23 protein-coding genes are annotated in these 22,419 nt (G+C 40.5%); 8 read left to right on the plus strand and 15 right to left on the minus strand.

Going from position 1 to position 22,419, the window contains the following annotated elements:
- Positions 1-156 precede the first annotated feature (156 nt).
- The 5 genes from ACNSN3_RS07235 to ACNSN3_RS07255 form a co-directional block, all read right to left on the minus strand.
- Positions 157-543 (minus strand): hypothetical protein, encoded by a 387-nt coding sequence (locus tag ACNSN3_RS07235; protein WP_109874625.1) that lies wholly within the window; start codon positions 541-543, stop codon positions 157-159.
- Positions 544-593: 50 nt separating this feature from the next.
- On the minus strand, positions 594-1,283 hold the full coding sequence (locus ACNSN3_RS07240; protein WP_418608937.1) for a hypothetical protein: 690 nt from the start codon (positions 1,281-1,283) through the stop codon (positions 594-596).
- An 86-nt stretch (positions 1,284-1,369) separates the two neighbouring features.
- Entirely contained in the window at positions 1,370-2,116 is a 747-nt protein-coding gene (locus ACNSN3_RS07245; protein WP_418608939.1) for a hypothetical protein, read from the minus strand.
- Positions 2,117-2,160: 44 nt separating this feature from the next.
- A complete protein-coding gene (locus tag ACNSN3_RS07250) occupies positions 2,161-2,547 on the minus strand; it encodes a hypothetical protein (protein WP_418608941.1) in 387 nt (128 codons plus the stop codon).
- A complete protein-coding gene (locus tag ACNSN3_RS07255) occupies positions 2,540-2,929 on the minus strand; it encodes a hypothetical protein (RefSeq protein ID WP_418608943.1) in 390 nt (129 codons plus the stop codon). Before ACNSN3_RS07255 ends, ACNSN3_RS07250 begins: the two co-directional genes overlap by 8 nt.
- 384 nt (positions 2,930-3,313) lie before the next feature.
- Between ACNSN3_RS07255 and gloA the strand changes: the two genes are divergently transcribed.
- Positions 3,314-3,841, plus strand: a complete 528-nt coding sequence (gene gloA / locus ACNSN3_RS07260; protein WP_128583810.1) for a lactoylglutathione lyase — start codon at positions 3,314-3,316, stop codon at positions 3,839-3,841.
- Positions 3,842-3,912: 71 nt separating this feature from the next.
- On the opposite strand, the gene htpX is transcribed toward gloA, so the two are convergent.
- From htpX to bioB, 6 genes are all read right to left on the minus strand, one after another.
- Positions 3,913-4,776, minus strand: coding sequence for a protease HtpX (gene htpX / locus ACNSN3_RS07265; RefSeq protein ID WP_138606147.1), 864 nt, complete (start codon positions 4,774-4,776; stop codon positions 3,913-3,915).
- Positions 4,777-5,028: 252 nt separating this feature from the next.
- Complete coding sequence (locus ACNSN3_RS07270) at positions 5,029-6,588, minus strand: FAD-dependent oxidoreductase (RefSeq protein ID WP_418608945.1); 1,560 nt, start codon at positions 6,586-6,588, stop codon at positions 5,029-5,031.
- Between the two features lie 156 nt (positions 6,589-6,744).
- Positions 6,745-7,428: a dethiobiotin synthase gene (bioD, locus tag ACNSN3_RS07275; protein ID WP_054200970.1), complete on the minus strand. Its 684-nt coding sequence runs from the start codon at positions 7,426-7,428 to the stop codon at positions 6,745-6,747.
- Positions 7,429-7,438: 10 nt separating this feature from the next.
- Positions 7,439-8,272, minus strand: a complete 834-nt coding sequence (locus ACNSN3_RS07280) for a methyltransferase domain-containing protein (RefSeq protein ID WP_418608948.1) — start codon at positions 8,270-8,272, stop codon at positions 7,439-7,441.
- On the minus strand, positions 8,269-9,423 hold the full coding sequence (locus tag ACNSN3_RS07285) for an aminotransferase class I/II-fold pyridoxal phosphate-dependent enzyme (protein WP_418608950.1): 1,155 nt from the start codon (positions 9,421-9,423) through the stop codon (positions 8,269-8,271). The genes ACNSN3_RS07280 and ACNSN3_RS07285 overlap by 4 nt, the downstream gene beginning before the upstream one ends.
- 14 nt (positions 9,424-9,437) lie before the next feature.
- Complete coding sequence (gene bioB / locus ACNSN3_RS07290) at positions 9,438-10,478, minus strand: biotin synthase BioB (protein WP_010390068.1); 1,041 nt, start codon at positions 10,476-10,478, stop codon at positions 9,438-9,440.
- 95 nt (positions 10,479-10,573) lie between these two features.
- Between bioB and bioA the strand changes: the two genes are divergently transcribed.
- The 6 genes from bioA to ACNSN3_RS07320 all read left to right on the plus strand — a co-directional run bounded on the left by bioA (position 10,574) and on the right by ACNSN3_RS07320 (position 17,090).
- A complete protein-coding gene (bioA, locus tag ACNSN3_RS07295; RefSeq protein ID WP_418608952.1) occupies positions 10,574-11,875 on the plus strand; it encodes an adenosylmethionine--8-amino-7-oxononanoate transaminase in 1,302 nt (433 codons plus the stop codon).
- 179 nt (positions 11,876-12,054) lie between these two features.
- Complete coding sequence (locus ACNSN3_RS07300) at positions 12,055-12,867, plus strand: hypothetical protein (RefSeq protein WP_054201198.1); 813 nt, start codon at positions 12,055-12,057, stop codon at positions 12,865-12,867.
- Entirely contained in the window at positions 12,868-13,908 is a 1,041-nt protein-coding gene (locus ACNSN3_RS07305; protein WP_075169196.1) for an ABC transporter substrate-binding protein, read from the plus strand.
- A complete protein-coding gene (locus ACNSN3_RS07310) occupies positions 13,908-15,407 on the plus strand; it encodes an ABC transporter permease (RefSeq protein WP_418608954.1) in 1,500 nt (499 codons plus the stop codon). Before ACNSN3_RS07305 ends, ACNSN3_RS07310 begins: the two co-directional genes overlap by 1 nt.
- Positions 15,408-15,419: 12 nt before the next feature.
- Positions 15,420-16,430 carry an ABC transporter ATP-binding protein gene (locus ACNSN3_RS07315; RefSeq protein ID WP_418608955.1) on the plus strand — a complete coding sequence of 337 codons (1,011 nt, stop codon included), beginning with the start codon at positions 15,420-15,422 and terminating at the stop codon, positions 16,428-16,430.
- A 30-nt stretch (positions 16,431-16,460) separates the two neighbouring features.
- Positions 16,461-17,090 carry a Vat family streptogramin A O-acetyltransferase gene (locus tag ACNSN3_RS07320; protein ID WP_418608956.1) on the plus strand — a complete coding sequence of 210 codons (630 nt, stop codon included), beginning with the start codon at positions 16,461-16,463 and terminating at the stop codon, positions 17,088-17,090.
- 3 nt (positions 17,091-17,093) lie between these two features.
- Here ACNSN3_RS07320 and ACNSN3_RS07325 read toward each other — a convergent pair whose 3' ends face one another.
- Entirely contained in the window at positions 17,094-17,528 is a 435-nt protein-coding gene (locus ACNSN3_RS07325; RefSeq protein ID WP_008113825.1) for an ATP-binding protein, read from the minus strand.
- Positions 17,529-17,814: 286 nt separating this feature from the next.
- On the opposite strand from ACNSN3_RS07325, the gene asnS reads away from it, so the two are divergent.
- Positions 17,815-19,212 carry an asparagine--tRNA ligase gene (gene asnS / locus ACNSN3_RS07330; RefSeq protein ID WP_008113822.1) on the plus strand — a complete coding sequence of 466 codons (1,398 nt, stop codon included), beginning with the start codon at positions 17,815-17,817 and terminating at the stop codon, positions 19,210-19,212.
- 125 nt (positions 19,213-19,337) lie between these two features.
- Here the strand turns inward: asnS and ACNSN3_RS07335 are convergent, their stop codons facing one another.
- From ACNSN3_RS07335 to ACNSN3_RS07345, 3 genes are all read right to left on the minus strand, one after another.
- Positions 19,338-20,417, minus strand: coding sequence for an acyltransferase family protein (locus ACNSN3_RS07335; protein WP_418608958.1), 1,080 nt, complete (start codon positions 20,415-20,417; stop codon positions 19,338-19,340).
- A gap of 185 nt (positions 20,418-20,602) precedes the next feature.
- Positions 20,603-21,529, minus strand: a complete 927-nt coding sequence (locus tag ACNSN3_RS07340; RefSeq protein ID WP_418608959.1) for an electron transfer flavoprotein subunit alpha/FixB family protein — start codon at positions 21,527-21,529, stop codon at positions 20,603-20,605.
- Positions 21,530-22,279: an electron transfer flavoprotein subunit beta/FixA family protein gene (locus ACNSN3_RS07345; protein ID WP_010390086.1), complete on the minus strand. Its 750-nt coding sequence runs from the start codon at positions 22,277-22,279 to the stop codon at positions 21,530-21,532.
- Between the last annotated feature and the right edge of the window lie 140 nt (positions 22,280-22,419).

Here is a 22,419-nt window from a genome sequence, read left to right on the forward strand (position 1 = left end):
CATAATGCCTACTTATTGATTTACATATAACGACGCCGCACTAAGAGTGCAAAAAATTGTTGGCTAAAATGTTGAACGGAGTGAAAATACCCAACTGTTTTTTGTGATCTTCACCCGATAAAGTGGACACCGTCCACGTTTCAATTAACTGCCAATTCAAACTCGGCAGGTAACTTTTACCCAACGCCCAAATCTAATTATCTGTTGTGGGGTATACTCCATTATCCAAGAGCGATCTGCTGCAACTACAAGCATATGTTTTTGATTAAAGTAATCGTCTGGTTTCTTAAGCAGAGCATCCCAAGTTGTTTGCTGAAGTTCAGACCAAGCAGTATCGGTTAAAATGACTTCGATGGAATCCGAAATCTCTTTGCTATTTAACCAAGACTCCAATTTTTGGATATGAGTTAGATCTTCAAATGAAGCCATTACCCACTCGCTGGTTTCATCAACGCCAGAATCCCAAACAACTTCGTGCAAATGAGGTTCTACGAGTTTTCTAACATCTCTGCTTCGTAATGCTTGATTAAGAAGGTTGACCATCCATAGTTACCTAACGCCGCATTCAGCGGCTCGTCCGCTGCAATGCCTTGTTAAGCGTTGCCTCGTAATACCGTGACTGCATATTCAATATCACTAAATTCAGGCTTGGCTACTCCAAGCATATATCTTTCAAAGAACTCAGATTTCGCAATAAATTTAGCTAACATCTCTTTATTATGAACCCAAACATGCAATAGCTTGTCATTGGATTGGTTAAATTCTAAAAATAAATTAGTTTTAGTATTAGCAGCCAAATCCCAAAGCCAAGTTCTTTTTGGCTTCCAACTGACCTTGTACTTTCCTTCGCGGTCTGGCTTGCCATCTAAGAGAAACCTTTTCCTCCAAAATTCTTGAATATCTACAACCCAAATTACTCGCTTTCCTGTTTCACGTTGATAAAATTCTACTCGCTCACGAGATTCTCTAATATCAATAATACTTCGTTGTATTTCGATTACAGTATCGTTTGAGCCTAGAATATCGGCCCTATGTTCATTATTATTGCCAAATATAACTTCACAATATTGATCTTGGACTGGTGTTTTCCAAGTTAAGTGCCACTCAGATTCAGGTTCATATCCGTTAGTAAAGGTTGGAGCCCCTCCTACATAAGCCCAATACTGTCTTAGGAGTCCAACATGAGCTTTGACAGGATGCTGCGTCCAAGGGCAAGTTCCAATTGCTCCGCTAGCCGCTTGTTCTGCTCTTTTGCGTTCCCCATTATGAATTGCTAGAAGCATAATTTTCCTTAGACGCTTAACGCCTCAATAAGAGGCTAAAAATTGATGGCTAAAATAAGCGAGGCACGAGCAATAGCCTGCTGTTTTTAGTCCTGCTTAATTGACTTGTTATGTTTCTTTTCTTCTTTATCTAAATTATCAATACGCTCAGGATTACTCTCGCTCCACGTATCTGCAAAGCCTTTACTTAAGCTTCCGATTGCTTTATCAATAAACTTAGCAATCTTGATATTAACTTTAGTTTCACTATTTTCACCGTCTGTCTTGTTTTCATAATCCCAGAACTTTGCACTAATCTGTGTAGTTACAGCTTCACCTTCCATTGTTTTAACATTGATTTCTAAAGGAACTGAGCCTAATAATACAATTAAAGGAACTGCTGCGGCTTTAGATTTATACCAAGGAGGATCAATTAATAATTCATTATCTTCTAGATAAGATAATGCAAGGTCATATTCTTCGTTTGCGAGCTCATAGCTAATAGATGCTTTTGAACGCTTCGAATCTTTTTCGGAAATAATGTGATTTTCATCGATAATTGGAAAACCTATTTCTTCAAGGTTTTCAATTAGCTTTTTGACTGGCTGATCATATCTTATGTAACCACCTCTTGTTTTAAGGTGTTTTACCAAATTTTGGCTGTACTTTGATATTACGTCTAATGCTTTTTGTTCAATAGATTCGTCTTCTAATTTTGCAACACCATTTGCTAAAACGATCATTAAAGTTAATGTCGAGTTAGAGGCTAAGACAACAGGTGAATCTTTTTTTTCTTCGTTCGTGCTATTTGCAAGCCATAAAACGGCTAATTCTGCAGGACTTAATTTCTTCATTTGATCATCCATGTACGACTAAACTCCGATAGAAACATAACGCCTCAATTAGGGGCGCCGCTTTGCGGCGTCCCAGCAGCCGAAGGCTGCGAACTAGATTGATTTGTTATGTTGTTTTCTCTGCATTTTTCCCACTGTCTTTCGATTTTATTCTTTTCAATCGAACACTTATCACTGCCATTTTTTAGTGCCAATGCATTTTGCTCCTTGAGCCAACTTATGCGAGATTCGTAATCCTTCTTAACATAATCTAGTTGGTATGTATGAAAAACCCAGCCTCCGCTAGCTAAAGTAAAAACCACAATGCCTAATACAACACCAGGGTTCTTTCCGAACCATCTATCCCAGCGATTTAATAAAGAATTCTCAAGAACCATAAGTCGCTCATCGACCGAACCTTTGGTTTCATCCTGCCTGATATTTTCAATCATCTGAGCCTCCTTTCGGAGACACGATTCTTTTTACATCCTCTGATACTGCAGCATTACTCCATTCGTTATGAGCATCTTCTCCTTTGATAATGAGAATTCGATTACCGTCCATATAAAGGTTCGTTCCGCGGAACGTAACACCCTGAATATTCCCGCCAATCAGGCGTTGGTCGACTTTCTCCAGCGTATCGTTAATTCGAGGGACAGAATCAACGATTGTTATTTCATTTTTTTTGCTCTCTTCGATCAATATCTCGATTATTGCGCCTTCATCATTTGCAGGATAGACAGTCGCACTTAAATTCATCCCTTTCTTGATATACCTTGATAGGGATGAAAGGAGAGAGCCTGTATATTTCTTTAGCTTTTTTTGATTATTCATCTGACTCTATTCTTGGATAAAACATAACAACTTTGTCTACGACAACTGTCGTTTTATAAACCGACAAATGTCCATATATTACATTGCATTTATCTTAACCCTCAAATAAACACCTGTAAACAACTAGTTAACTACAGCTCATACTTCATAAATGCAGAGATACCCCAAAATGGTGGAGATCAGTAATATTGGACAAAACACCATTACTGTATAAATAAACAGCATCTCTAAATATGCCATTTTTCGCTTATAAAACATTCAGCTCACTGGCAGGTAATTTAGCAAGGTGGTTTTAATTTTTGCTGCTGTTTATTATCATGAGCGTATACCCTGCCTTTTTAAATCCATTAAGGTTTTTTCAGTCATTTTATTAAGGATTATCTCATGTCTAGCTATAACGAATCTCCAGAGCAAATTGCACAGGCCACTGAGGGCTTTGTGATGCAGCAAACCATGTTGCGTATTAAAGATCCAAAACCGTCGCTGGCATTTTATGAAAACGTATTGGGCATGAAACTATTAGGAAAGTACGACTTTCCTGGTATGGAGTTTACTTTGTACTTTTTAGGCTACGAGCAAGATATGCCTAAAGGCGATGATAAAGAAAAAACTCAATGGGTGTTTCGCCGCCCTGCTCTGATTGAACTTACCCATAACTGGGGTACTGAAAACGACGACAGCTTTAGCGGTTATCACAGTGGTAATGAAGAACCAAAAGGCTTTGGCCATATTGGTATTAGCGTACCGGATGTATACGCTGCCTGCGAACGCTTTGCTAAATACGATGTGGAGTTTGTAAAACAGCCAGATGGCGGCTCAATGAAAGGCCTTGCCTTTATTAAAGACCCTGACGGTTACTGGATTGAAATACTCTCGCCAGAGGGCATTACAGACATTATTCAATCGCAATAAAAACTATTAAACATAAAAAAGCCTGCAAATGCAGGCTTTTTGTTTACAAGTACTGTGAAAACTTGAATTTTTTAACGTCGTAGTGCGTCTATACGTGCATCAAGCGGTGGGTGAGATGAAAACAACTCAGCCATGCCTTTACCACTGGCAATACCAAAGGCCATCATTGAGCCTTCTAATTGCGATGGGTGGTTTTGCTTTAATCGCTCAAGGGCTGAACGCATTTTGTCTGCGCCTACCAACTGAGCTGCGCCGTTATCGGCTGCAAATTCACGCTTGCGGCTGTAATGGGCAACCACCACACTTGCTAGTACACCAAATAATACTTGGAATAACATATCGAATAAGAAGTAAGTCCAACTGCTGCCGCCCTCTTCTTCATCGCTATTTATAAAATTATCTACTATGCCCGCCAGCACTTTTGCGGCAAAAATAACAAAGGTATTAACCACGCCTTGAATAAGCGTTAGCGTTACCATGTCGCCATTAGCCACGTGCGATACTTCGTGCGCAAGCACCGCTTCGGCTTGATCTTGGGTCATGTTGTGTAATAAACCCGTACTTACCGCCACCAGCGAGTTATTTTTACTCGGGCCGGTTGCAAACGCGTTCATTTCTGGGCTGTCGTAAATAGCCACTTCCGGCATATTAATACCGGCTTTTTTAGCTTGCGTAGCAACGGTATTCATTAACCACTGCTCGGTTTCGTTACTTGGTTTAGTAATAACCTGTGCACCGGTTGATTTTTTCGCCATCCATTTCGACATATATAAAGAAATAAACGACCCACCAAAACCAAATACAGCAGCTATTAATAAAATACCACCCAGGCTACGATGGCTTAAGCCCAGCGCACTCATTATGATTGAAAGCACAACACCTAATACCAACATAACCGCGAGGTTAGTTAATAAAAACAAAAATACACGTTTCATACATGGTCTCCAAAAATAACATTTATTGCTGAGCGACTTCTTTTTGTTGATCGGCCATAGCAATCACTGCGTTATGACACACTATGTCATAACATCAACGCTATTCTGTGACAAACTATGTCATAACGCAAGGGATATTTTTAAAGTTTTATATATATTTAATTAAGTTAAACTTTCTAGGTTTTTTTCTGTTCAACAGTAAAAATACACTTCTAAAAACAATATAATTCAATAAGTTATTTTGTTTTTATACTATACGCTTTTATATATACCGTGATTAACATTTGCCATATCTGTGGGGAAGCCTCGCTCTTTTGCAAGTACTTGTGCAATTTTACTTATATCTTCATTGCGACTGTTCTTAAGGTAGGCCCATTGGTGATGCTTACGGTGGTTATTACTGTCGTGTTCTGTGCAAATTAAACCAAGCTTTACAAATTCAGCTACTATTTCGTCAGCAGCGATCAAAGTTGATGACGCTTTTACATTTTCGGCTCGTGCGTAGCTAATATGCGAATATAAACTTACGTCGGCAACGCGCAAGGTGTCGTCTTCGCCTGGGATCTGTTGGCCGCCAAACAAGGCATTGTTTTGCGTATTAGCGTTTTTAAATTCTGGTACAAACTCAGCTACATAATCAATCGCTTTTTGACCACGTGCTTTTAGCACCTGCTGATCCCAACCATTATTTATATAATTTAAGTACTTAGCAGGCAGTTGTGGCTGTGCCGTTTGCTCGGCTGTATCTGCTAGGCCATCGTTAAACAAGGTAATTGAGTTAGTCATACCATGAATTTGATAAAAGCCATTAGGGTACGGCGTTAATTGTGCCATGCCCTCGGGTGTGCCTCGGTTACCATAAATAATAATTTCGGGTATTTTCCCGCCAGCGCCTTGCCAGTGTGCAATGTATGAGGCTTTAAATTCGACCATACGCTTGGGCTTTACGCCTACCATGTCATCAACAATACCGGTTTGAAAGCCACAGGCGTTTATAAGGTAATCTACTTCTGCTGTTTGGGTCTTGTTGCTTTGGTTGTTTTGATATTCAATTTTCCATTTTGGCATTTGATTTTTAGCACTACTTTGCTCAACTTTGCTGACTTGCTTTACCTCTGTGCTGGTAAGCACGTTAGCGTGTTCGTACTGGGCAAGCGCAAGTTGCGCACTTGCTGATAATCTAAATATATTCCAACCGTATTCTTGAACAACAATAAGTGGGTATTTTACTTTGTTTAAGTTTAAATGCTTAGCAACGGGGATCATCCACTCATCTAGCGTTTTAGGCTCAGTAACCTGCTCTTTTTTACTCAAGGTTATCATTTGCTCATGGCTATAAAGCTGATAGTAATTATCAGGCTCGCCAAGAACTTTATTATTATGATCTTGTTCAATTAAGTCTTTATATGCGTTAGTAAGCTTGTCTAACCTTGGCAGTAAATCATCCGGTGAATCATCATCACGCGTTGGCACAGCAAATACAGTTGGGCGTACATCTATGCTGTAAGGATATAGTCGTAAAATATCGATACACTGTTTTAGTAAATCTATACAGTCTTGATCTGGAATTTCACGGTATAAATTACCACCGGCGTGCAGATGGCACATAGGAGGGCCGTCAATAAGTGACGTTTTTTTCTCAAATATAGTCGTTTTTATGCCCAATGCCGCAAGGCGAATCGCAATTGTTGCCCCTGCAGTTCCCCCACCTAAAATACCTACACGGGTTTTAGGTAGAGCTCTTTTTGGTAGAGCTGATTCGGCCTTCAACTGCGTATTATAAGCGTAGTTCTTAATAAATGGGTGGGTCATTGTATTTGTTATTTCCTTAGTAACAATAGCACTGAGTAATTAGCGTTATATATGCATATAAGGTGTGTATTTCAAGGCGCTAAACATATTTATTAAACCGGTGTATTTAATATATAAACTGCTTTGTATATTTATAAAATTACAAAGCAGTATAGTTTAGGCATTTATAGCAAGTGCAGTAAGAAGGGTTTTATAAATTTGTAATTTAGGGGTTTGCTCGGTATAGGGGCTTATAGCAAGCAACGGGAATGGTAAACGTGTTTTAAGCGAATCTAGGTTTGCTTGGTATTCATCCATAGTGGCATCAACTTGGTTGGCAATCCAGCCAATGCAATTAACACCCATACTTTGCATATGTGCTGCAGTGAGTAATGCATGATTTATACAGCCTAGTTTCATCCCTACTACCAACATTACGGGTAATTGCTCTGCTTTTACCCAGTCATATAAATATTCGTTGTCGTTAATTGGCAATGCCCAGCCGCCCGCACCTTCTGTTAGCAGGTAGTCTGCACCTTGTTGCTTCACATTTTTATAAGCGGTAAGTAGCTTTTCAACGCTTAGGGTTACTCCCACTTGCTCTGCTGCAATGTGCGGAGCTATGGCGGGCTCAAAAGCAAACGGATTAATTATGTCGTATTTAGCACTCACAGTCGCGCTTTCCATTAGCATTAAGGCATCGGCATTTACGAGCTGATCAAACGCAAGTTCACACCCTGATGCAATCGGTTTAAAACCTATTGCACGCTGCTTATGTTGGGCGAGTAATTTTAATAGCAAACTAGTTACGTGGGTTTTACCCGCGTCGGTATCGGTACCGGTAATAAAAAATTGCTGCATTGCCTTACCTTTAAATTTTTGCTTTTTCTAATGATAACAATACCACATGGTAAGATACATGGGCTTGGTTGTTTATAAGCGGATACGCCGCACATACTTTTTGTAGCGCCGATTTAGTTAATAAACCAGGGCGTTGGCTTGCTTTATTTTGCGACGTTGCTCCAATGGCTTTAATTGAACTAATCGCTTTAAGCGGGCTGGTAAACTCATCAGTATAAATAACCTCTGTCGCGTTATTAACAATAAACCCTGCCTTTTTGACCGATTGGTTTATATTATCGCTACTTAAAAAGTTATTAATGTGGCTATGCGAATCGAGCGCGGCAAACGCCGTTTTTATTTCATGTAGTGAGCCTTCTACCACCGTACTTATGTACGCATGCCCACCGGGCTTTAAAGCTGAATGTAATGAATACATTAGCATTTCAAAATTAGCCGACCATTGCATTGCAAAATTACTAAATACCACATCAATACTATTTTGTTGAAAGGGTAAATTATCCATGTCGGCGCAAATACGCGGTGCGGTTACTGCACTATTTTTAAGCATGGTAAGGCTTAAATCCATGGCAATTACCTGTTTATATATTCCTTGTAACTCTTCGGTATTCACTAACGGCCCAGCGCCTAAATCAACACAATGTTTGTGCTTTGTGCTCGCATCAAGCTTAATGAGTTTAATTAAATCGATTGCGGCTTGTTTTTGTACATGCGCATGAGTTACATATTGGTTTGCCGCCGTTGAAAACTTTCGTTGCGTTACCTGCTTTAAACTATTAACAGCTAAACAAGCTAACGGTGACTTTATACGCGAGTTCGTATTTGCAGCTTGTGCGTTTATCATGCAATGGCCTTTTTTAAACAATTTACCAATGTTGTAATATCTTGCTCGGTATGGGCGGCGGTTAAGGTAACGCGAAGCCTTGAGGTATTATGCTGCACCGTGGGCGGGCGAATAGCGGTTAGCCAAATCCCCTGCTGTTTGAGCTGCTCACAGGCTTTTAAGGTCTGTTCGGCACACCCTAAAACTAGGGGTTGAATGGCAGTTGTTGAATCCATTAAGGCAATTTTGTGCTCATTGGCTAAACGTTTAAATAAAGCAATATTAGCGTTTAATTTGCCTCGTTTGTGGTTAGCATCACGTATGGTTTTGATTCTTGATAATGTATGCGAAGCAATAAATGGCGACATTGCGGTCGAAAAAGTGTAATCGCGGTTAAACTGCAGCATGTAATCAATAAATTCACTCGAACCTAATACACATGCCCCGCTACTTGCCACCGCTTTACCAAAGGTGATCACTAAAATATCTGGCAAATTATCTGCCGCTATAAGTGGCTCACAGCTTCCCAAACCCGATTTACCCTGTATGCCAAAGCCATGCGCATCGTCTATCATTAACCAGGCGTTATGTGCTTTAGCTAAACTCAGTAACTCGATTAAAGGTGCTTGGTCACCATCCATCGAGAATACACCCTCACTCACGATCAATTTATACTTAGCATTGGACTTTTCGAGCCGTGAACGTAAATGATTCATGTTGTTATGGTTAAAGCGCACAAGTGCTGCGTTTGCATGCAATGCGCCGTCGATTAAGCTCGCATGATTAAGTTTATCCTGAAAAATCGCACTTTGCTGAGCAATGGCTTTATCTTGAAATAGCGCTTTTATAACACTGCTATTAGCACTAAATCCCGAATTAAACAGCATGGCATTGTTATAGCCCAACTGAGCACATAAGTATTTTTCGAGCTGTTGCTGCGCACCTTGATAGCCAGTAACTAAAGCAGAACTATGACTTCCTAAGCTATGCATACCTTCAAGCAAAGTGGGCTCATCCGCAAAGCCTAGGTAGTCGTTACTGGCAAAGTTAAGATAACGTTTATTATCAACTATAATTTCACGCGCACTGGCTTGCTCAATAACATAACGCTTGCGGTTAAGCGCGCTTTGCTGGCGCGCTTGTAAATGGCTATTTATAAAATCAAATGACATAGCAATACACAATGTTAAGCAGGATAAAACAATTCTGAACTGGCTTTATCGGCCACTTTAGAAGATAAAGACGCAGCAACGGCTTCATCTGAATAGTCTTCTGCCGTTTCAGGGTTCATACCCAGTTTTTTAATTAATTGCATATCAGCATCAGCTTCTGGGTTTTCGGTAGTAAGGAGTTTATCACCATAAAAAATGGAATTAGCACCGGCAAAAAAACACATCGATTGCATTTGCTCATTCATTGCGCTGCGCCCTGCCGATAATCGTACATAGCTGTGCGGCATCATAATACGCGCGGTGGCAATAGTACGAATAAACTCAAACTGATCTAAGTCGTCTACGTTTTCAAGCGGTGTCCCTTTTACTTTTACTAGCATGTTAATTGGGACGCTTTCTGGTTGCTGAGGCAAATTAGCCAATTGCATTAATAACCCATAACGATCGCTGGGTTGCTCACCCATACCGACAATACCACCAGAACAAACTTTCATACCGGCATCACGCACATGATCAATAGTGTTTAGTCTGTCTGCAAAGGTACGGGTAGATATAATTTGTTCGTAGTATTCAGGTGAGGTATCTAAATTATGGTTATAGTAGTCAAGCCCTGCATCACTCAGCGCATGCGCTTTTTCATTGGTAAGCTTACCTAGGGTCATACAGGTTTCGAGGCCAAGCTCTTTTACTTCTTTAACCATTTTTGAAATGTACGGCATATCACGATCTTTAGGATCTGACCACGCAGCGCCCATACAAAAACGGGTTGCACCCTTTTGTTTTGCAAGGCGTGCTTGCTCTACTACTTTTTCTACTTCTAGCAGGCGCTCTCGTTCTAGGTCGGTTTTATAATGACCCGACTGCGGGCAATATTTACAATCTTCAGGGCAAGCACCTGTTTTTATTGATAGTAAAGTAGAAATTTGCACCTGATTAGGATTAAAATTAGCACGGTGTACGGTCGCGGCTTTAAAAAGCAGATCGTTAAACGGCATTTCAAATAAGGCTTTAACCTCGCTATGGGTCCAATCGTGGCGAACTGTTGCAAGCTCCATAATACTCTCTTTTATTTTTTGCTCTTGGTGTTATTGGCTTAGAATACGTATTGCCGTACCATTGTCAACGAAGCTAACTTAATTAAAGTTTACATATGAGCATAAAAAACACAATAGACCTTGATTTTGACCGAAATCACATTTGGCACCCTTATACATCAATGACTCAACCAATTCCGGTTTACCCTGTTACACATGCCAATCACAACCTTATCCACCTAGAAACAGGCGAGAAACTCATCGACGGTATGGCCTCTTGGTGGAGCGCAATACATGGCTACAATCATCCCGTTTTAAATAATGCGATGACAGAGCAAATCAATAAAATGAGCCATGTAATGTTTGGCGGCATTACGCATTACAGCGCAGTGGAGCTTTGTAAAAAGCTAGTAGCAATAACGCCCGAACATTTAAACAAAGTATTTTTAGCCGACAGCGGCTCGGTTAGTGTTGAAGTAGCGATTAAAATGGCACTGCAGTATTGGTTAAGCCAAGGCATTAATACTAAACAAAAGTTAATGACTCCATTTAAGGGCTATCATGGCGATACTTTTGCAGCCATGAGTGTGTGCGATCCGGTTAATTCTATGCATAGCTTGTATTCCGGCTTTTTACCTAATCATGTATTTGTACCTGCACCTGTTAGCCAATTTAATGACGAGTTTAATCAAGCCGAGGCGGATGAATTAGAACACTATTTTTTAAAACACCACCAGCAAGTTGCCGCCTTTATTATTGAGCCCATAGTGCAAAACGCGGGAGGAATGAACTTTTATCATCCTGAATATTTAGCCTGTGTGCGCAAGTTATGTACTCAATACGATGTATTGCTCATTTGTGATGAAATTGCCACAGGCTTTGGCCGTACCGGTAAAATGTTTGCTGTGGAGCATGCCAATATTCAGCCAGATATACTTTGTATTGGCAAGGCACTCACCGGCGGCACCATGACCTTATCAGCCACGTTAACGACCGATAAAATAGCGATAGGCATTAGCGAAGGTGAAGCCGGTGTTTTGATGCACGGACCTACATTTATGGGCAATCCACTCGCCTGCGCTGTGGCATGTGCCAGTATAGACTTATTGCTTGAACAAGATTGGCAAAAACGAATTTGTGAAGTAAACCAAGCACTTCAACAATTACATCAGTGTGGCTCACTTACTGATGTAGCTAATGTGCGCACTTTAGGTGCAATTGGCGTCGTAGAACTGACAGATGAGGCAGGAATAGTAGATGTAGCTAAAATACAGGCTTATTTTGTTAGCCAAGGAGTGTGGATACGCCCGTTTGGTAAGTTAATTTACTTAATGCCACCGTATATAAGTAACGATACCAGTATTAAAAAGCTTTGCGATGCTATATATAACGCCATAAAGGGTAAACATTACGTATAGATGGTTAATTATTTTAGCCACTAAAGTTAAAATTAAATTGATATTTCTATTTAGTTATTATTCCTCTGTAAAGTTTAGTAAATTTAACCCTTTGGCTTGATTTAGTGTGTTGATCTAAGGGATGTTTAGGGATATGATAATGACTATCATTTACAATAACATTTATGGACTCACTTGCTATGAAAATATTACTTAAGCCTGCCAAGACATTAAGTGCAACTTTTTTACTCGCTTCTGCGATTTTTGCACAACCGGCACTTGCTAACGGCCCAATTGGTGAGCATGTTAATCACCTTCAAGCTAATTTAAAAACCTACAACGAAGACGTTGAGTGGATGGTTTCAAAGGTTGATACCCTAGTAAGCGATTACGAGAAAAAAGGCGCTAAAGCGGTTAATACTGATGACTTAATTGAGTACTGGGAATCGGTTAAATTTCACAGCGCAATAGAAACAAATTATGTCCCTGTGTATGCCTCTATTTGGCAAGGTTTGTATGGCATAAAAATGGCTATTGATAACAAAAAGCCAGCCTCAGAAGTACGTTTGCAGCAACAAGCAATGAACAATGCTTTATGGCAAGGCCTAGGCGCAGTTAAGCTAGCGGCTCAGTTTCAACAAAAAGGGTTATTAAAAAGCGTTAAAGCCACAGCAACAAAAGAAATGACGCAAAGCGCGACCATTGATGAAATTAAACACAAATTAGACCGAGTGGTCGCTAAATACGCAGAACGTTTAAGCGATGAAGCAACAAGCATAGTTCACGATACTTACCTGCATTTATTTGAAGGTGTAGAAGGCACACTCATTGAGCAAGACGCTAACTTAGTAGAAGTACTTGAAAAAGACTTTAACGTAACCCTACCGCAGGCTATTTCAGGTAATAAAACAGTAAATCAAGTACGCGAAGTGGTTGTTGATATGCAAACTAAGTTAACTCGTGCACAAACGCTAATTGAAAAAGCAGAAAAGTCACGTAAGGATGTATTTTAAGTGGAACGCAGAACCTTTATTCAAGGCTTAGCTGCGTTAGGGATAGCTGGCGCTTTGCCGCTATCTCTTTCACGCGCGTTTGCCGCTGATATTGCCAACCCCGTGTCGGTAGATACATTACCTAAACTGAAAGGCGCACTCACCCTTTATTTAGGACGTGGTGAAGGTGGCTTATACGAAAACGTTTTACAAGCCATTCAAAAAAAGAACCCGGATTTAGACCTTGCTATTCGACGCGGCCCAACTGCAGCTTTGGCTAATACGATTGTTGCCGAAGCTAAAGCAGGTGTTAAACGTGCTGACTTATTTTGGGCTGTAGACTCGGGCGCTATTGGTTTAGTAACCGATGCTGGCCTTGCTAAACCTATGCCTAGTGATTTATCTGCACAGCTACAGCCACAGTTTAGATACGATGAGTGGGCTCCTGTAACTGGTCGTATACGTACTTTGCCTTTTAATACTGAGCGTTTAACCAAAGAGCAAATTCCAACAAGCATTATGGAAATAGCCGACAGTGATTTAAGTATTGGTTGGGCACCAGCTTATGCTTCTTTTCAATCGTTTGTTACCGCTATGCGAATTTTAGAAGGCGATGATAAAACTGCTAAATGGCTTAAAAAAGTGCAAAAACGCTCAAAAACTTACGCTGGCGAACTCGGTGTAGTAATGGGCGTTGAACGTGGTGAAGTAGATATTGGTTTTGCTAATCACTACTACACGTTACGTTTGAAGTCTGGTAAGCCCGACGCTAAACTCGATCTTGCATTTACAGAGCAAGATGCTGGTTGTTTAGTGAATGCCTCCGGTATTTTATCGCTATCTGACGACCCACTAGCAACTAACTTTATGCGCTATTTACTCAGCGTTGAAGTACAGAGTTATTTAGCGAGCGAAGCGTATGAAATTCCGCTAGTAAATGACATAAAGCAACCTGATGGCTTGCCTAAATTAACCAGTATTTCGCCACCTAAAATAGACTTAACCCAGTTGGCTGACTTACGTCCAACTATTGACTTAATGCGCAGCAGCGGCGTTTTATAATGCGAATACCACCATCTTATCCTATGGCGCTGCTTGCAGCGCTTGTTACCCTTACTCCTATTTTTGTTTTAATAACGCTTGCCAGTGACGCAAGCTCTTTTTTTGATAGCCATAATTTAACCATTTTAGGAAATACTCTGTCGTTAATGGGCTTAACTGTATTAGGCTCAATTTTAATTGGTGTGCCACTGGCGTTTATTAGCGCTTATGTGCAGCTGCCATTTAAAAAGTTTTGGTTAGTAGTATTTGCCGCCCCTTTAGCTATACCAAGTTATATTGGTGCATTTACGCTTTATGCTGCATTTGGCCCTGGTGGTGAAATACATAACATACTTGGTTTTGAAACCCCTTCTATGTATGGCTTAACTGGCGCCGCCATTGTAATGACCCTGTATACATTCCCATTTGTAATGATGACAACCCGCTCATCCCTACTTAGTCTTGATGCCAGTATGGTCAATGCAGCGCGTACATTGGGGATGTCGATGACACAAAGCGTGTTTAAAGTTATTTTGCCCCGTGTTGTAAATGGTATTGCTGCGGGCTCGTTACTCGTTGCCTTGTATACGTTATCTGACTTTGGTACACCGGCAATGATGCGTCTAGATACCTTCACTCGTGTTATTTACGTAGAATATAACGCCTTTGAACTGAGCCGTGCTGCTATGTTGTCTATGCAGCTAATGGTAATTGTTGGCTTTTTACTAATAATTGAATCGCAAATTAAAACTGCGTCTGAACGCCAAGGCCGGCCCCTTATTTTATTCCCAAAAAAATGGCAATTAGGCGCGATGTTTGCCACCTTTGCACCAATTTTATTACTTGCTATTGGCTTACCACTCGCAGTATTTACACTTTGGCTAGTGCGTGATGGTTTCAGTTCGTTTGATTTTAGTATTGCATGGCACTCTACTTACGCTTCAGCCATTGCAGCTATTGTTACAGTTATTGTGGCTATTCCTGTGGCGCATGCTGCTTTAACCGGAAAAGCAGGCAAAGTGATGGAACGCGTTACTTACTTTGGTTTTGGTATTCCTGGGATTGTTATGGGCACAGCGCTTGTGTATGGCGGCTTACAACTGCCATTTTTATATCAAACACTGGGCTTATTGATCATTGCTTATATGCTACGTTTTTTACCACTTGCGGTTGGCTCTGTGCGTACCAGCACCGAGCACCTTGATCCAAGCTTAGTAAAATCAGCCCGTGTGTTAGGCGCAAGCCCACGTGAAGCTTTCACACGTATTACTTTACCACTGACTATGCGGGGTATTATTGCAGGTGCTGCTTTAGTATTTTTAGAGTCAATGCGCGAATTAGAAGCCACACTATTATTGGGTCCAACTGGTTTTGAAACCTTATCTACGTATTTATGGCGTGTTTACGAAGCCGGTTATTTTGGCCGCGCAGCAATACCTGGGTTATTGTTGGTGGTGATTTCGGCGGCGGCTTTAGCTATTATGATGTCTGGCGAGAAACGCAACCAGTTTGAACATTAAGGATTTATATAAATGCTATCTGTAAGTCAGTTGTCTATAGATTATGGCAGTAATCGTGTTGTTAGTGACTTAAATTTCACTTTAGGTGAAAGCGAAATTTTAATGCTTGTTGGTCCAACAGGTTGTGGTAAAAGTACTATTTTACAAGCCCTAGCTGGGCTTTTACCAATTAGCGACGGCGAAATTAAAGTTGCTAAATGGACTGCTACACCAAAGCATACTGTAGCCCCTGAAAAACGCAGTGTGGGTATGGTGTTTCAAGACTTTGCGTTGTTTCCCCATTTAACGGTTGAGCAAAATGTGTGTTTTAAACTAAAAGACACAAGCCCTGCTGATCATTGGATAAAGCTACTCGGTTTAGATGCGTTTAGACATAAAAAACCAGCGACACTTTCTGGCGGACAAAAACAGCGTGTTGCATTAGCGCGCACCCTAGCCCACCAGCCAGACTTTGTATTACTTGATGAGCCACTATCAAACTTAGACGCGGCTTTAAAAGACATGCTACGTTGGGATATACGTAATGCGCTTAAAGAAGCCGGCGTACCCGCTATTTGGGTAACGCACGATCAAGAAGAAGCACTTTCGGTGGGCGATCGCGTGGGTGTACTAAAAGGCGGAAAAATACAGCAAATTGATAGCCCAGAGCAATGCTTTAGTGCACCCAATAATCGCTTTGTGGCACGCTTTCTAGGTGAAGCTAGTTTTATAAAAGGAACGCTGAATAACGGCCAAGCACTTACCGATATTGGTAATGTTCCCGCTCATGGTGTTGACTGTGAAAACGGTGAGGTAGAGGTGTTACTTCGTCCAGATGATGTATTATTAGTACAAAGCAGTGTAGGAAATAATGGCGAAGTAATTTGGGTACGCTTTGAAGGCGGCAGCAGATTATGCGCCATAAAACTAGCCTGTGGTACTGTGGTTTCAAGTCGCGTGAGTCATGAAGTAGTGGTAAATCCTGGTGATAACGTACATGTATCGCTTAGTACCTCTCATCCACTGGCGGCATTTAAAAGCTAGCGCTTTATATATTTTACTCTAGAGGAAACTATGAACGGACCAAATCCAAACAATCCATCACCTATGGAAGGGTTTCCTCAAGTAGGTTATTTAAAAAACTTTATCACCTCTGCGAATATAGATGTTGGTGATTACACCTATTACGACGACCCTGACGGCCCTGAAAACTTTGAAAAAAATGTACTTTACCATTTCGATTTTATCGGGGACCGTCTTATCATAGGTAAGTTTTGTGCGATAGCTAAAGACGTTACTTTTATAATGAATGGGGCTAATCATCAAACCTCCGGCTTTTCTACCTATCCATTTTTTATATTTGGTAATGGCTGGGGAAAATCTGCGCCTCAACAAGGTGACTTTCCTTTTAAAGGTGATACTGAAATAGGTAATGATGTGTGGATTGGTTACAACGCCACCATTATGCCAGGAGTAAAAGTCGGCGATGGTGCCATTATAGCAAGTAAATCCGTGGTAACGTCTGATGTGCCTGCCTATGGTATTGTAGGGGGTAACCCTGCAAAATTGATAAAAAAGCGTTTTGATGATGAGACTATTAATAAACTTTTAGCAATTGCATGGTGGGATTGGAGCAGTGAAAAAATCACCGCTCATTTAGATGCCATTACACACTCTGATATAGACGTATTAGCTAAAATTTAATAATTACCACTCAAACATATAAGCCATTTTACTAATCGTTTTTAACGGTATGTTATGGCTATTGCGTTTTGCGTATAAGTGTTGCATTGATTTATCTTTCACTTCGCCAACAATCACTTCTTTTACCTGATAGCCTAAAGCAATGGCTGCTTGTGAATAGGCAATAAATTCCCACTTTTTAATATTGGTGTTATCCACTATTACCAGTTCAATGCCTTGTGCTAAGGCATTAATAAAACGGGCCAAGTTTAAATTATGATATTGCGATAATTTAAACTTATCAAAATGATACTCACCCTGCTCGTTAACAAAGTAATCATCTGTTGAGCAAATAAAATATTGGCTTTCATCTGCTCCGGAAAGTTCCTCGGCGAGATTTTGCGCATAATATGACTTACCACTGCCTGGTAGCCCTCGTAAAATAAAAACTTGTTTCATAGCATCCATTTTTTATTAATACGTCAATTCGGTTTATTTACTAATAATGCCACAAATTGATGAAATTTCAGAGCAACAAATGGTAATAGTGGTTATTTAACTGCAAAAATTGGTTAAAAAAACAACGTACCACTAAAAACTTTTAAAGAGTTGCCCACAACAGTTTTTTTATTTTACTTTACTAGGTATTATACAAGGTTCAAGTGCAGTGACCTCAAATGCTAAAAAGCATGAGTAACGCACAGTTAATTTATATAGTTAGGCAACTTATATCATTGGAGTGAAGATGAGCCATTTAGCGATTTCAGAGCTATTAAAAGGCAATGTTGCGGTAGACAGCCAAGTAACCATTAAAGGCTGGATCCGTACACGCCGCGATTCAAAAGCAGGAATATCATTTTTAGCCGTTCATGACGGTTCGTGTTTTGATCCTATTCAAGCGGTAGTTCCTAATTCACTGAATAATTATGATGAAGTTACAAGCTTAACAGCAGGCTGTTCTGTGTCGGTTACCGGTGTATTAGTACAATCAGCAGGACAAGGTCAATCTTTCGAAATTCAAGCTAACTCAGTAACTGTGTTAGGTTGGGTTGAAAACCCAGACACCTACCCAATGTCGGCTAAACGCCACAGCATTGAGTATTTACGCGAACACGCTCACCTTCGCCCTCGCACTAATATGATTGGCGCAGTAACACGTGTACGTAACTGTTTAGCACAAGCAATCCACCGTTTTTACCATGAGCAAGGGTTTTACTGGATCAGCACGCCAATTATTACTGCAAGTGACTGTGAAGGCGCAGGTGAGATGTTCCGTGTATCAACGCTTGATATGCAAAATCTGCCAATGACAGACAAAGGCGAGATTGATTACAGCGAAGACTTTTTTGGTAAAGAAGCCTTTCTAACGGTATCTGGCCAGCTAAACGGTGAAACGTACGCTTCAGCAATGTCAAAAATTTACACCTTTGGCCCAACGTTCCGTGCAGAAAACTCTAATACATCACGACACCTTGCTGAATTTTGGATGGTAGAGCCAGAAGTTGCGTTTGCTGATTTAGAAGACATCGCAAAACTTGCTGAAAACATGCTTAAGTACGTGTTTAAAGCCGTATTGGAAGAACGCCGTGACGACATGGAATTTTTCGCATTACGTGTTGAAAAAACAGCCATTAGCCGTTTAGAAGAATTTGTTGAAAAAGACTTTGCCCAAGTTGACTACACCGACGCTGTAGAGATTTTAAAAGCGTGTGGCAAGAAATTTGAGTACGACGTTGAATGGGGTGTAGATTTACAGTCTGAGCACGAACGCTACCTAGCTGAAGAACACTTTAAAGCACCGGTTGTTATTAAAAACTACCCGCGTGATATTAAAGCATTCTACATGCGTCAAAATGAAGACGGCAAAACTGTTGCTGCTATGGACGTAGTAGCACCAGGTATTGGTGAGATCATTGGTGGTTCACAACGTGAAGAGCGTCTTGATGTATTAGATGCACGCCTTGAAGAGATGGGCTTAAACAAAGAAGACTACAGCTGGTACCGCGACCTCCGTAAATACGGTAGCGTGCCACACTCTGGGTTTGGTTTAGGGTTTGAGCGCTTAGTTGCTTATGTTACCGGTATGGGTAACGTACGTGATGTAATTGCGTTCCCACGTACTAAAGGCAGCGCAACTTACTAAGCTAAGCTTTGTAACGTTAAATAAAAAACCAACCCGCGGGTTGGTTTTTTATTGTTTGATATATTCATGTGCATAAATACTTGTACAATTTGCCTCCCGCTTAGGGAAGCAAATTGTTATAAATACTAAATTTTTATAAATATTTTTCGTTTATAAAGTATATTCGAAATTACCCAAAAGCCAATAACATGCAATAAAGCAAAGGTGAACGATGCCAATTTAGCGCTCATAACTAAGGCGAGTTGCTGATACATCCAATCCTCTAAGTTTAGCTCTCCAATATTAATCAGTGAATAGCTCAGTACCCACACAGCCGACAATACATATATAAACAGTGGGTTTGATCCATACACAATTAATGGATTAACAAGGCGCTCAGGTTTAACAATGTCGCAAAGCCAAACAAAAAATGCCAACACAATACAGGCAATCCCGGATGTGTAAATAACAAAGCTACTAGTCCAAAGCGATTTATTAATTGGCATCACCATTGAGCTTAATTGCCCAATAACAACTGCAACTACACCAATAACTAACAGCCGTTTAATGCTTGCCCACTGGCAACTTGTGCTCGTTAACAGGCGCGTTACTTCAAAACCAAATAAGACACTCACCACAGCGGGTAACGTACTGATGAGACCTTCTGGATCAAATGCGAGCCCTTTGCCTTGCCATAAATGCGACTCACCTAGTACGGCAATATCAACCGCTCTAACTAGGTTATGTTCGAGTGTATAAGCATTTTCAGCGCCAACGCTTAACAGTAATAACCAATAAGCAACTAAGATAATAACCGATAGCGTTAACACCCCTCGCCTATTTAAAAACAACACACAGATAGACGCTAAAATATAGGCTATCCCTATACGTTGCAGTACACCTAATATTCTCAAGTTTTCAATATTGGTAGTAAAGGGATAAATATTTAAAGCTAGACCAATGGCAAATATAATTGCTCCACGTTTAACTAGTCTTAATACTTGGCTAGCACTGGCTGCACTGTTCGTTTTTTTGAACGAAAAAAACATCGCAGAGCCAATAATAAACATAAAAAACGGAAAAATTACATCCGTAGGGGTACAGCCATGCCAATCTGCATGAAGTAAAGGGGCATACACATGGGACCACGACCCCGGCGTGTTTACCAGTATCATTAACGCTATGGTTAGCCCACGCATAGCATCAAGTGCTTTATACCTTGTCATTTTGGCTCCTATTTAATAATTTGTATTGCTACAAATGACAACGCTGTCACTCTGTAATAAAAAAACCTAAATCGCAAGTAATTTAGATAAGTGGCATGCTTGAATTAAAAAAGCCGCAGAATCAATAATGAAACGGCGGCTTTAAATCAGAATTTGCTACTTTAGGAGCGGCTTATTACTTTCCTTTATAGTGCTTGCTCTAACTGTGGTAAAACATCAAATAAGTCAGCAACTAAACCGTAATCAGCTACTTGGAATATTGGCGCATCAGGGTCTTTATTAATGGCAACAATAACTTTTGAATCTTTCATACCCGCAAGATGCTGAATGGCACCACTAATACCCACAGCAATATATAAATTAGGCGCGACAATTTTACCTGTTTGCCCTACTTGCATATCGTTAGGCACAAAGCCCGCGTCAACCGCTGCACGTGATGCACCAATAGCGGCACCGAGTTTATCGGCAATGCCATTTAATAATGCAAAATTTTCACCATTTTGCATACCACGACCACCCGAAATAACCACATCTGCAGCCGTTAGCTCTGGACGCTCTGATTCAGTTTGTTCAACACTAACAAAACTGCTTAACTGTGAATCAGAGATTGCATCTACAGCGGTTACATTAGCTGGAGCTTGCTCGCCTTGTAAATCAAAGCTACTTGCACGTACTGTGATCACTTTTTTACTATCGAGCGATTTAACCGTTGCAATAGCATTACCCGCGTAAATTGGGCGCTTAAATGTATCTGCGTCAATTACGTCAATAATTTCTGAAATTTGCGCTACATCTAATAATGCGGCAACACGCGGCATAAAGTTTTTACCTGTAGTAGTTGCACTTGCCACAATATGGCTGTAACTATCTGCAAGTGATAACACTAGATCTGTCATGCTTTCAGCAAGTTGATGCTCATAAACTGCATTATCAGCAAGTAAAACATTCGCAACACCCTCAATGCTCGCGAGTGACTCACTCATGGCGCCAAGGTTTATGCCTGCTAATAATACATCTACGTCAAAGCCTAATTTTTTAGCGGCATTAATCGTTTTTGAGGTTTCTGGTTTTAAGGCACCGTTATCGTGCTCTGCAATTACAAGAGTTTTCATTTAAATCACCTTTGCCTCTGTTTTAAGTTTTTCTACAAGCTGTGCAACGTCTTCAACAATAATCCCGCCGCTGCGTTTTGCTGGCTCCTCTACACTAACTAATTCAATGCGCGGGGCTAAATCTACACCTAGCGAATCAGCCGCAATAACTTCTAACGGCTTACGTTTGGCTTTCATAATATTAGGTAGCGACGCATAACGTGGCTCATTCAAACGTAAATCGGTGGTGACTATTGCGGGTAAATTAAGTGCAACGGTTTGTAAACCGCCATCAACTTCACGAGTAACATTTACTTTGCCATTTTCAATAACCACTTTAGAAGCAAACGTACCTTGACCACGGTTAGTCAGCGCCGCTAGCATTTGACCTGTTTGATTATTATCAGAATCGATTGACTGTTTTCCTAAAATAACCAGTTCAGGCGATTCTTGTTCAACTACTTTGGCAAGCAATTTTGCTATATGTAGGGACTCTAAGTTTTGCTCTGTTTCAACATGAATCGCTTTATCTGCGCCCAAAGCCAGTGCTGTGCGTAATTGTTCTTGAGAGGCTTTAGCGCCAATAGTAACAACAACTACTTCAGTTGCAGTACCCGCTTCTTTTAAACGAATCGCTTCTTCTACAGCAATTTCACAAAATGGGTTCATGGCCATTTTAACGTTAGTTAAATCAACACCGCTGTTGTCAGGTTTAACGCGAGCTTTTACGTTGTAGTCGATCACTCTTTTTATTGGTACGAGAACTTTCATAGGGACTCCATAATTATTTAAACCTATAAGCTAACGTCTACGTCAACCTATTTATTTTATGAAATCAGACTACTTCCTGTTGACGTAAACGTCAACCTAAAATAACCTTAAACTATTCACAACCTGTAACGATTAATTTG

This window comes from Pseudoalteromonas sp. US3C1004 (assembly GCF_048401065.1).
Taxonomy (GTDB): Bacteria; Pseudomonadota; Gammaproteobacteria; order Enterobacterales; family Alteromonadaceae; genus Pseudoalteromonas; species Pseudoalteromonas undina.

Excerpts from the sequence above, each read along its gene's own strand:
- ACNSN3_RS07235 (WP_109874625.1), bottom strand. The coding sequence starts at position 543 with ATGGTCAACCTTCTTAATCAAGCATTACGAAGCAGAGATGTTAGAAAA.
- bioD (WP_054200970.1), bottom strand. The coding sequence starts at position 7,428 with ATGCAGCAATTTTTTATTACCGGTACCGATACCGACGCGGGTAAAACC.
- ACNSN3_RS07245 (WP_418608939.1), bottom strand. The coding sequence starts at position 2,116 with ATGAAGAAATTAAGTCCTGCAGAATTAGCCGTTTTATGGCTTGCAAAT.
- asnS (WP_008113822.1), top strand. The coding sequence starts at position 17,815 with ATGAGCCATTTAGCGATTTCAGAGCTATTAAAAGGCAATGTTGCGGTA.
- ACNSN3_RS07270 (WP_418608945.1), bottom strand. The coding sequence starts at position 6,588 with ATGACCCACCCATTTATTAAGAACTACGCTTATAATACGCAGTTGAAG.
- ACNSN3_RS07300 (WP_054201198.1), top strand. The coding sequence starts at position 12,055 with ATGAAAATATTACTTAAGCCTGCCAAGACATTAAGTGCAACTTTTTTA.
- ACNSN3_RS07240 (WP_418608937.1), bottom strand. The coding sequence starts at position 1,283 with ATGCTTCTAGCAATTCATAATGGGGAACGCAAAAGAGCAGAACAAGCG.
- ACNSN3_RS07325 (WP_008113825.1), bottom strand. The coding sequence starts at position 17,528 with ATGAAACAAGTTTTTATTTTACGAGGGCTACCAGGCAGTGGTAAGTCA.
- bioA (WP_418608952.1), top strand. The coding sequence starts at position 10,574 with ATGAGCATAAAAAACACAATAGACCTTGATTTTGACCGAAATCACATT.
- ACNSN3_RS07285 (WP_418608950.1), bottom strand. The coding sequence starts at position 9,423 with ATGTCATTTGATTTTATAAATAGCCATTTACAAGCGCGCCAGCAAAGC.
- ACNSN3_RS07310 (WP_418608954.1), top strand. The coding sequence starts at position 13,908 with ATGCGAATACCACCATCTTATCCTATGGCGCTGCTTGCAGCGCTTGTT.
- ACNSN3_RS07315 (WP_418608955.1), top strand. The coding sequence starts at position 15,420 with ATGCTATCTGTAAGTCAGTTGTCTATAGATTATGGCAGTAATCGTGTT.
- bioB (WP_010390068.1), bottom strand. The coding sequence starts at position 10,478 with ATGGAGCTTGCAACAGTTCGCCACGATTGGACCCATAGCGAGGTTAAA.
- ACNSN3_RS07255 (WP_418608943.1), bottom strand. The coding sequence starts at position 2,929 with ATGAATAATCAAAAAAAGCTAAAGAAATATACAGGCTCTCTCCTTTCA.
- ACNSN3_RS07250 (WP_418608941.1), bottom strand. The coding sequence starts at position 2,547 with ATGATTGAAAATATCAGGCAGGATGAAACCAAAGGTTCGGTCGATGAG.
- htpX (WP_138606147.1), bottom strand. The coding sequence starts at position 4,776 with ATGAAACGTGTATTTTTGTTTTTATTAACTAACCTCGCGGTTATGTTG.
- ACNSN3_RS07345 (WP_010390086.1), bottom strand. The coding sequence starts at position 22,279 with ATGAAAGTTCTCGTACCAATAAAAAGAGTGATCGACTACAACGTAAAA.
- ACNSN3_RS07335 (WP_418608958.1), bottom strand. The coding sequence starts at position 20,417 with ATGACAAGGTATAAAGCACTTGATGCTATGCGTGGGCTAACCATAGCG.
- ACNSN3_RS07280 (WP_418608948.1), bottom strand. The coding sequence starts at position 8,272 with ATGATAAACGCACAAGCTGCAAATACGAACTCGCGTATAAAGTCACCG.
- gloA (WP_128583810.1), top strand. The coding sequence starts at position 3,314 with ATGTCTAGCTATAACGAATCTCCAGAGCAAATTGCACAGGCCACTGAG.
- ACNSN3_RS07320 (WP_418608956.1), top strand. The coding sequence starts at position 16,461 with ATGAACGGACCAAATCCAAACAATCCATCACCTATGGAAGGGTTTCCT.
- ACNSN3_RS07340 (WP_418608959.1), bottom strand. The coding sequence starts at position 21,529 with ATGAAAACTCTTGTAATTGCAGAGCACGATAACGGTGCCTTAAAACCA.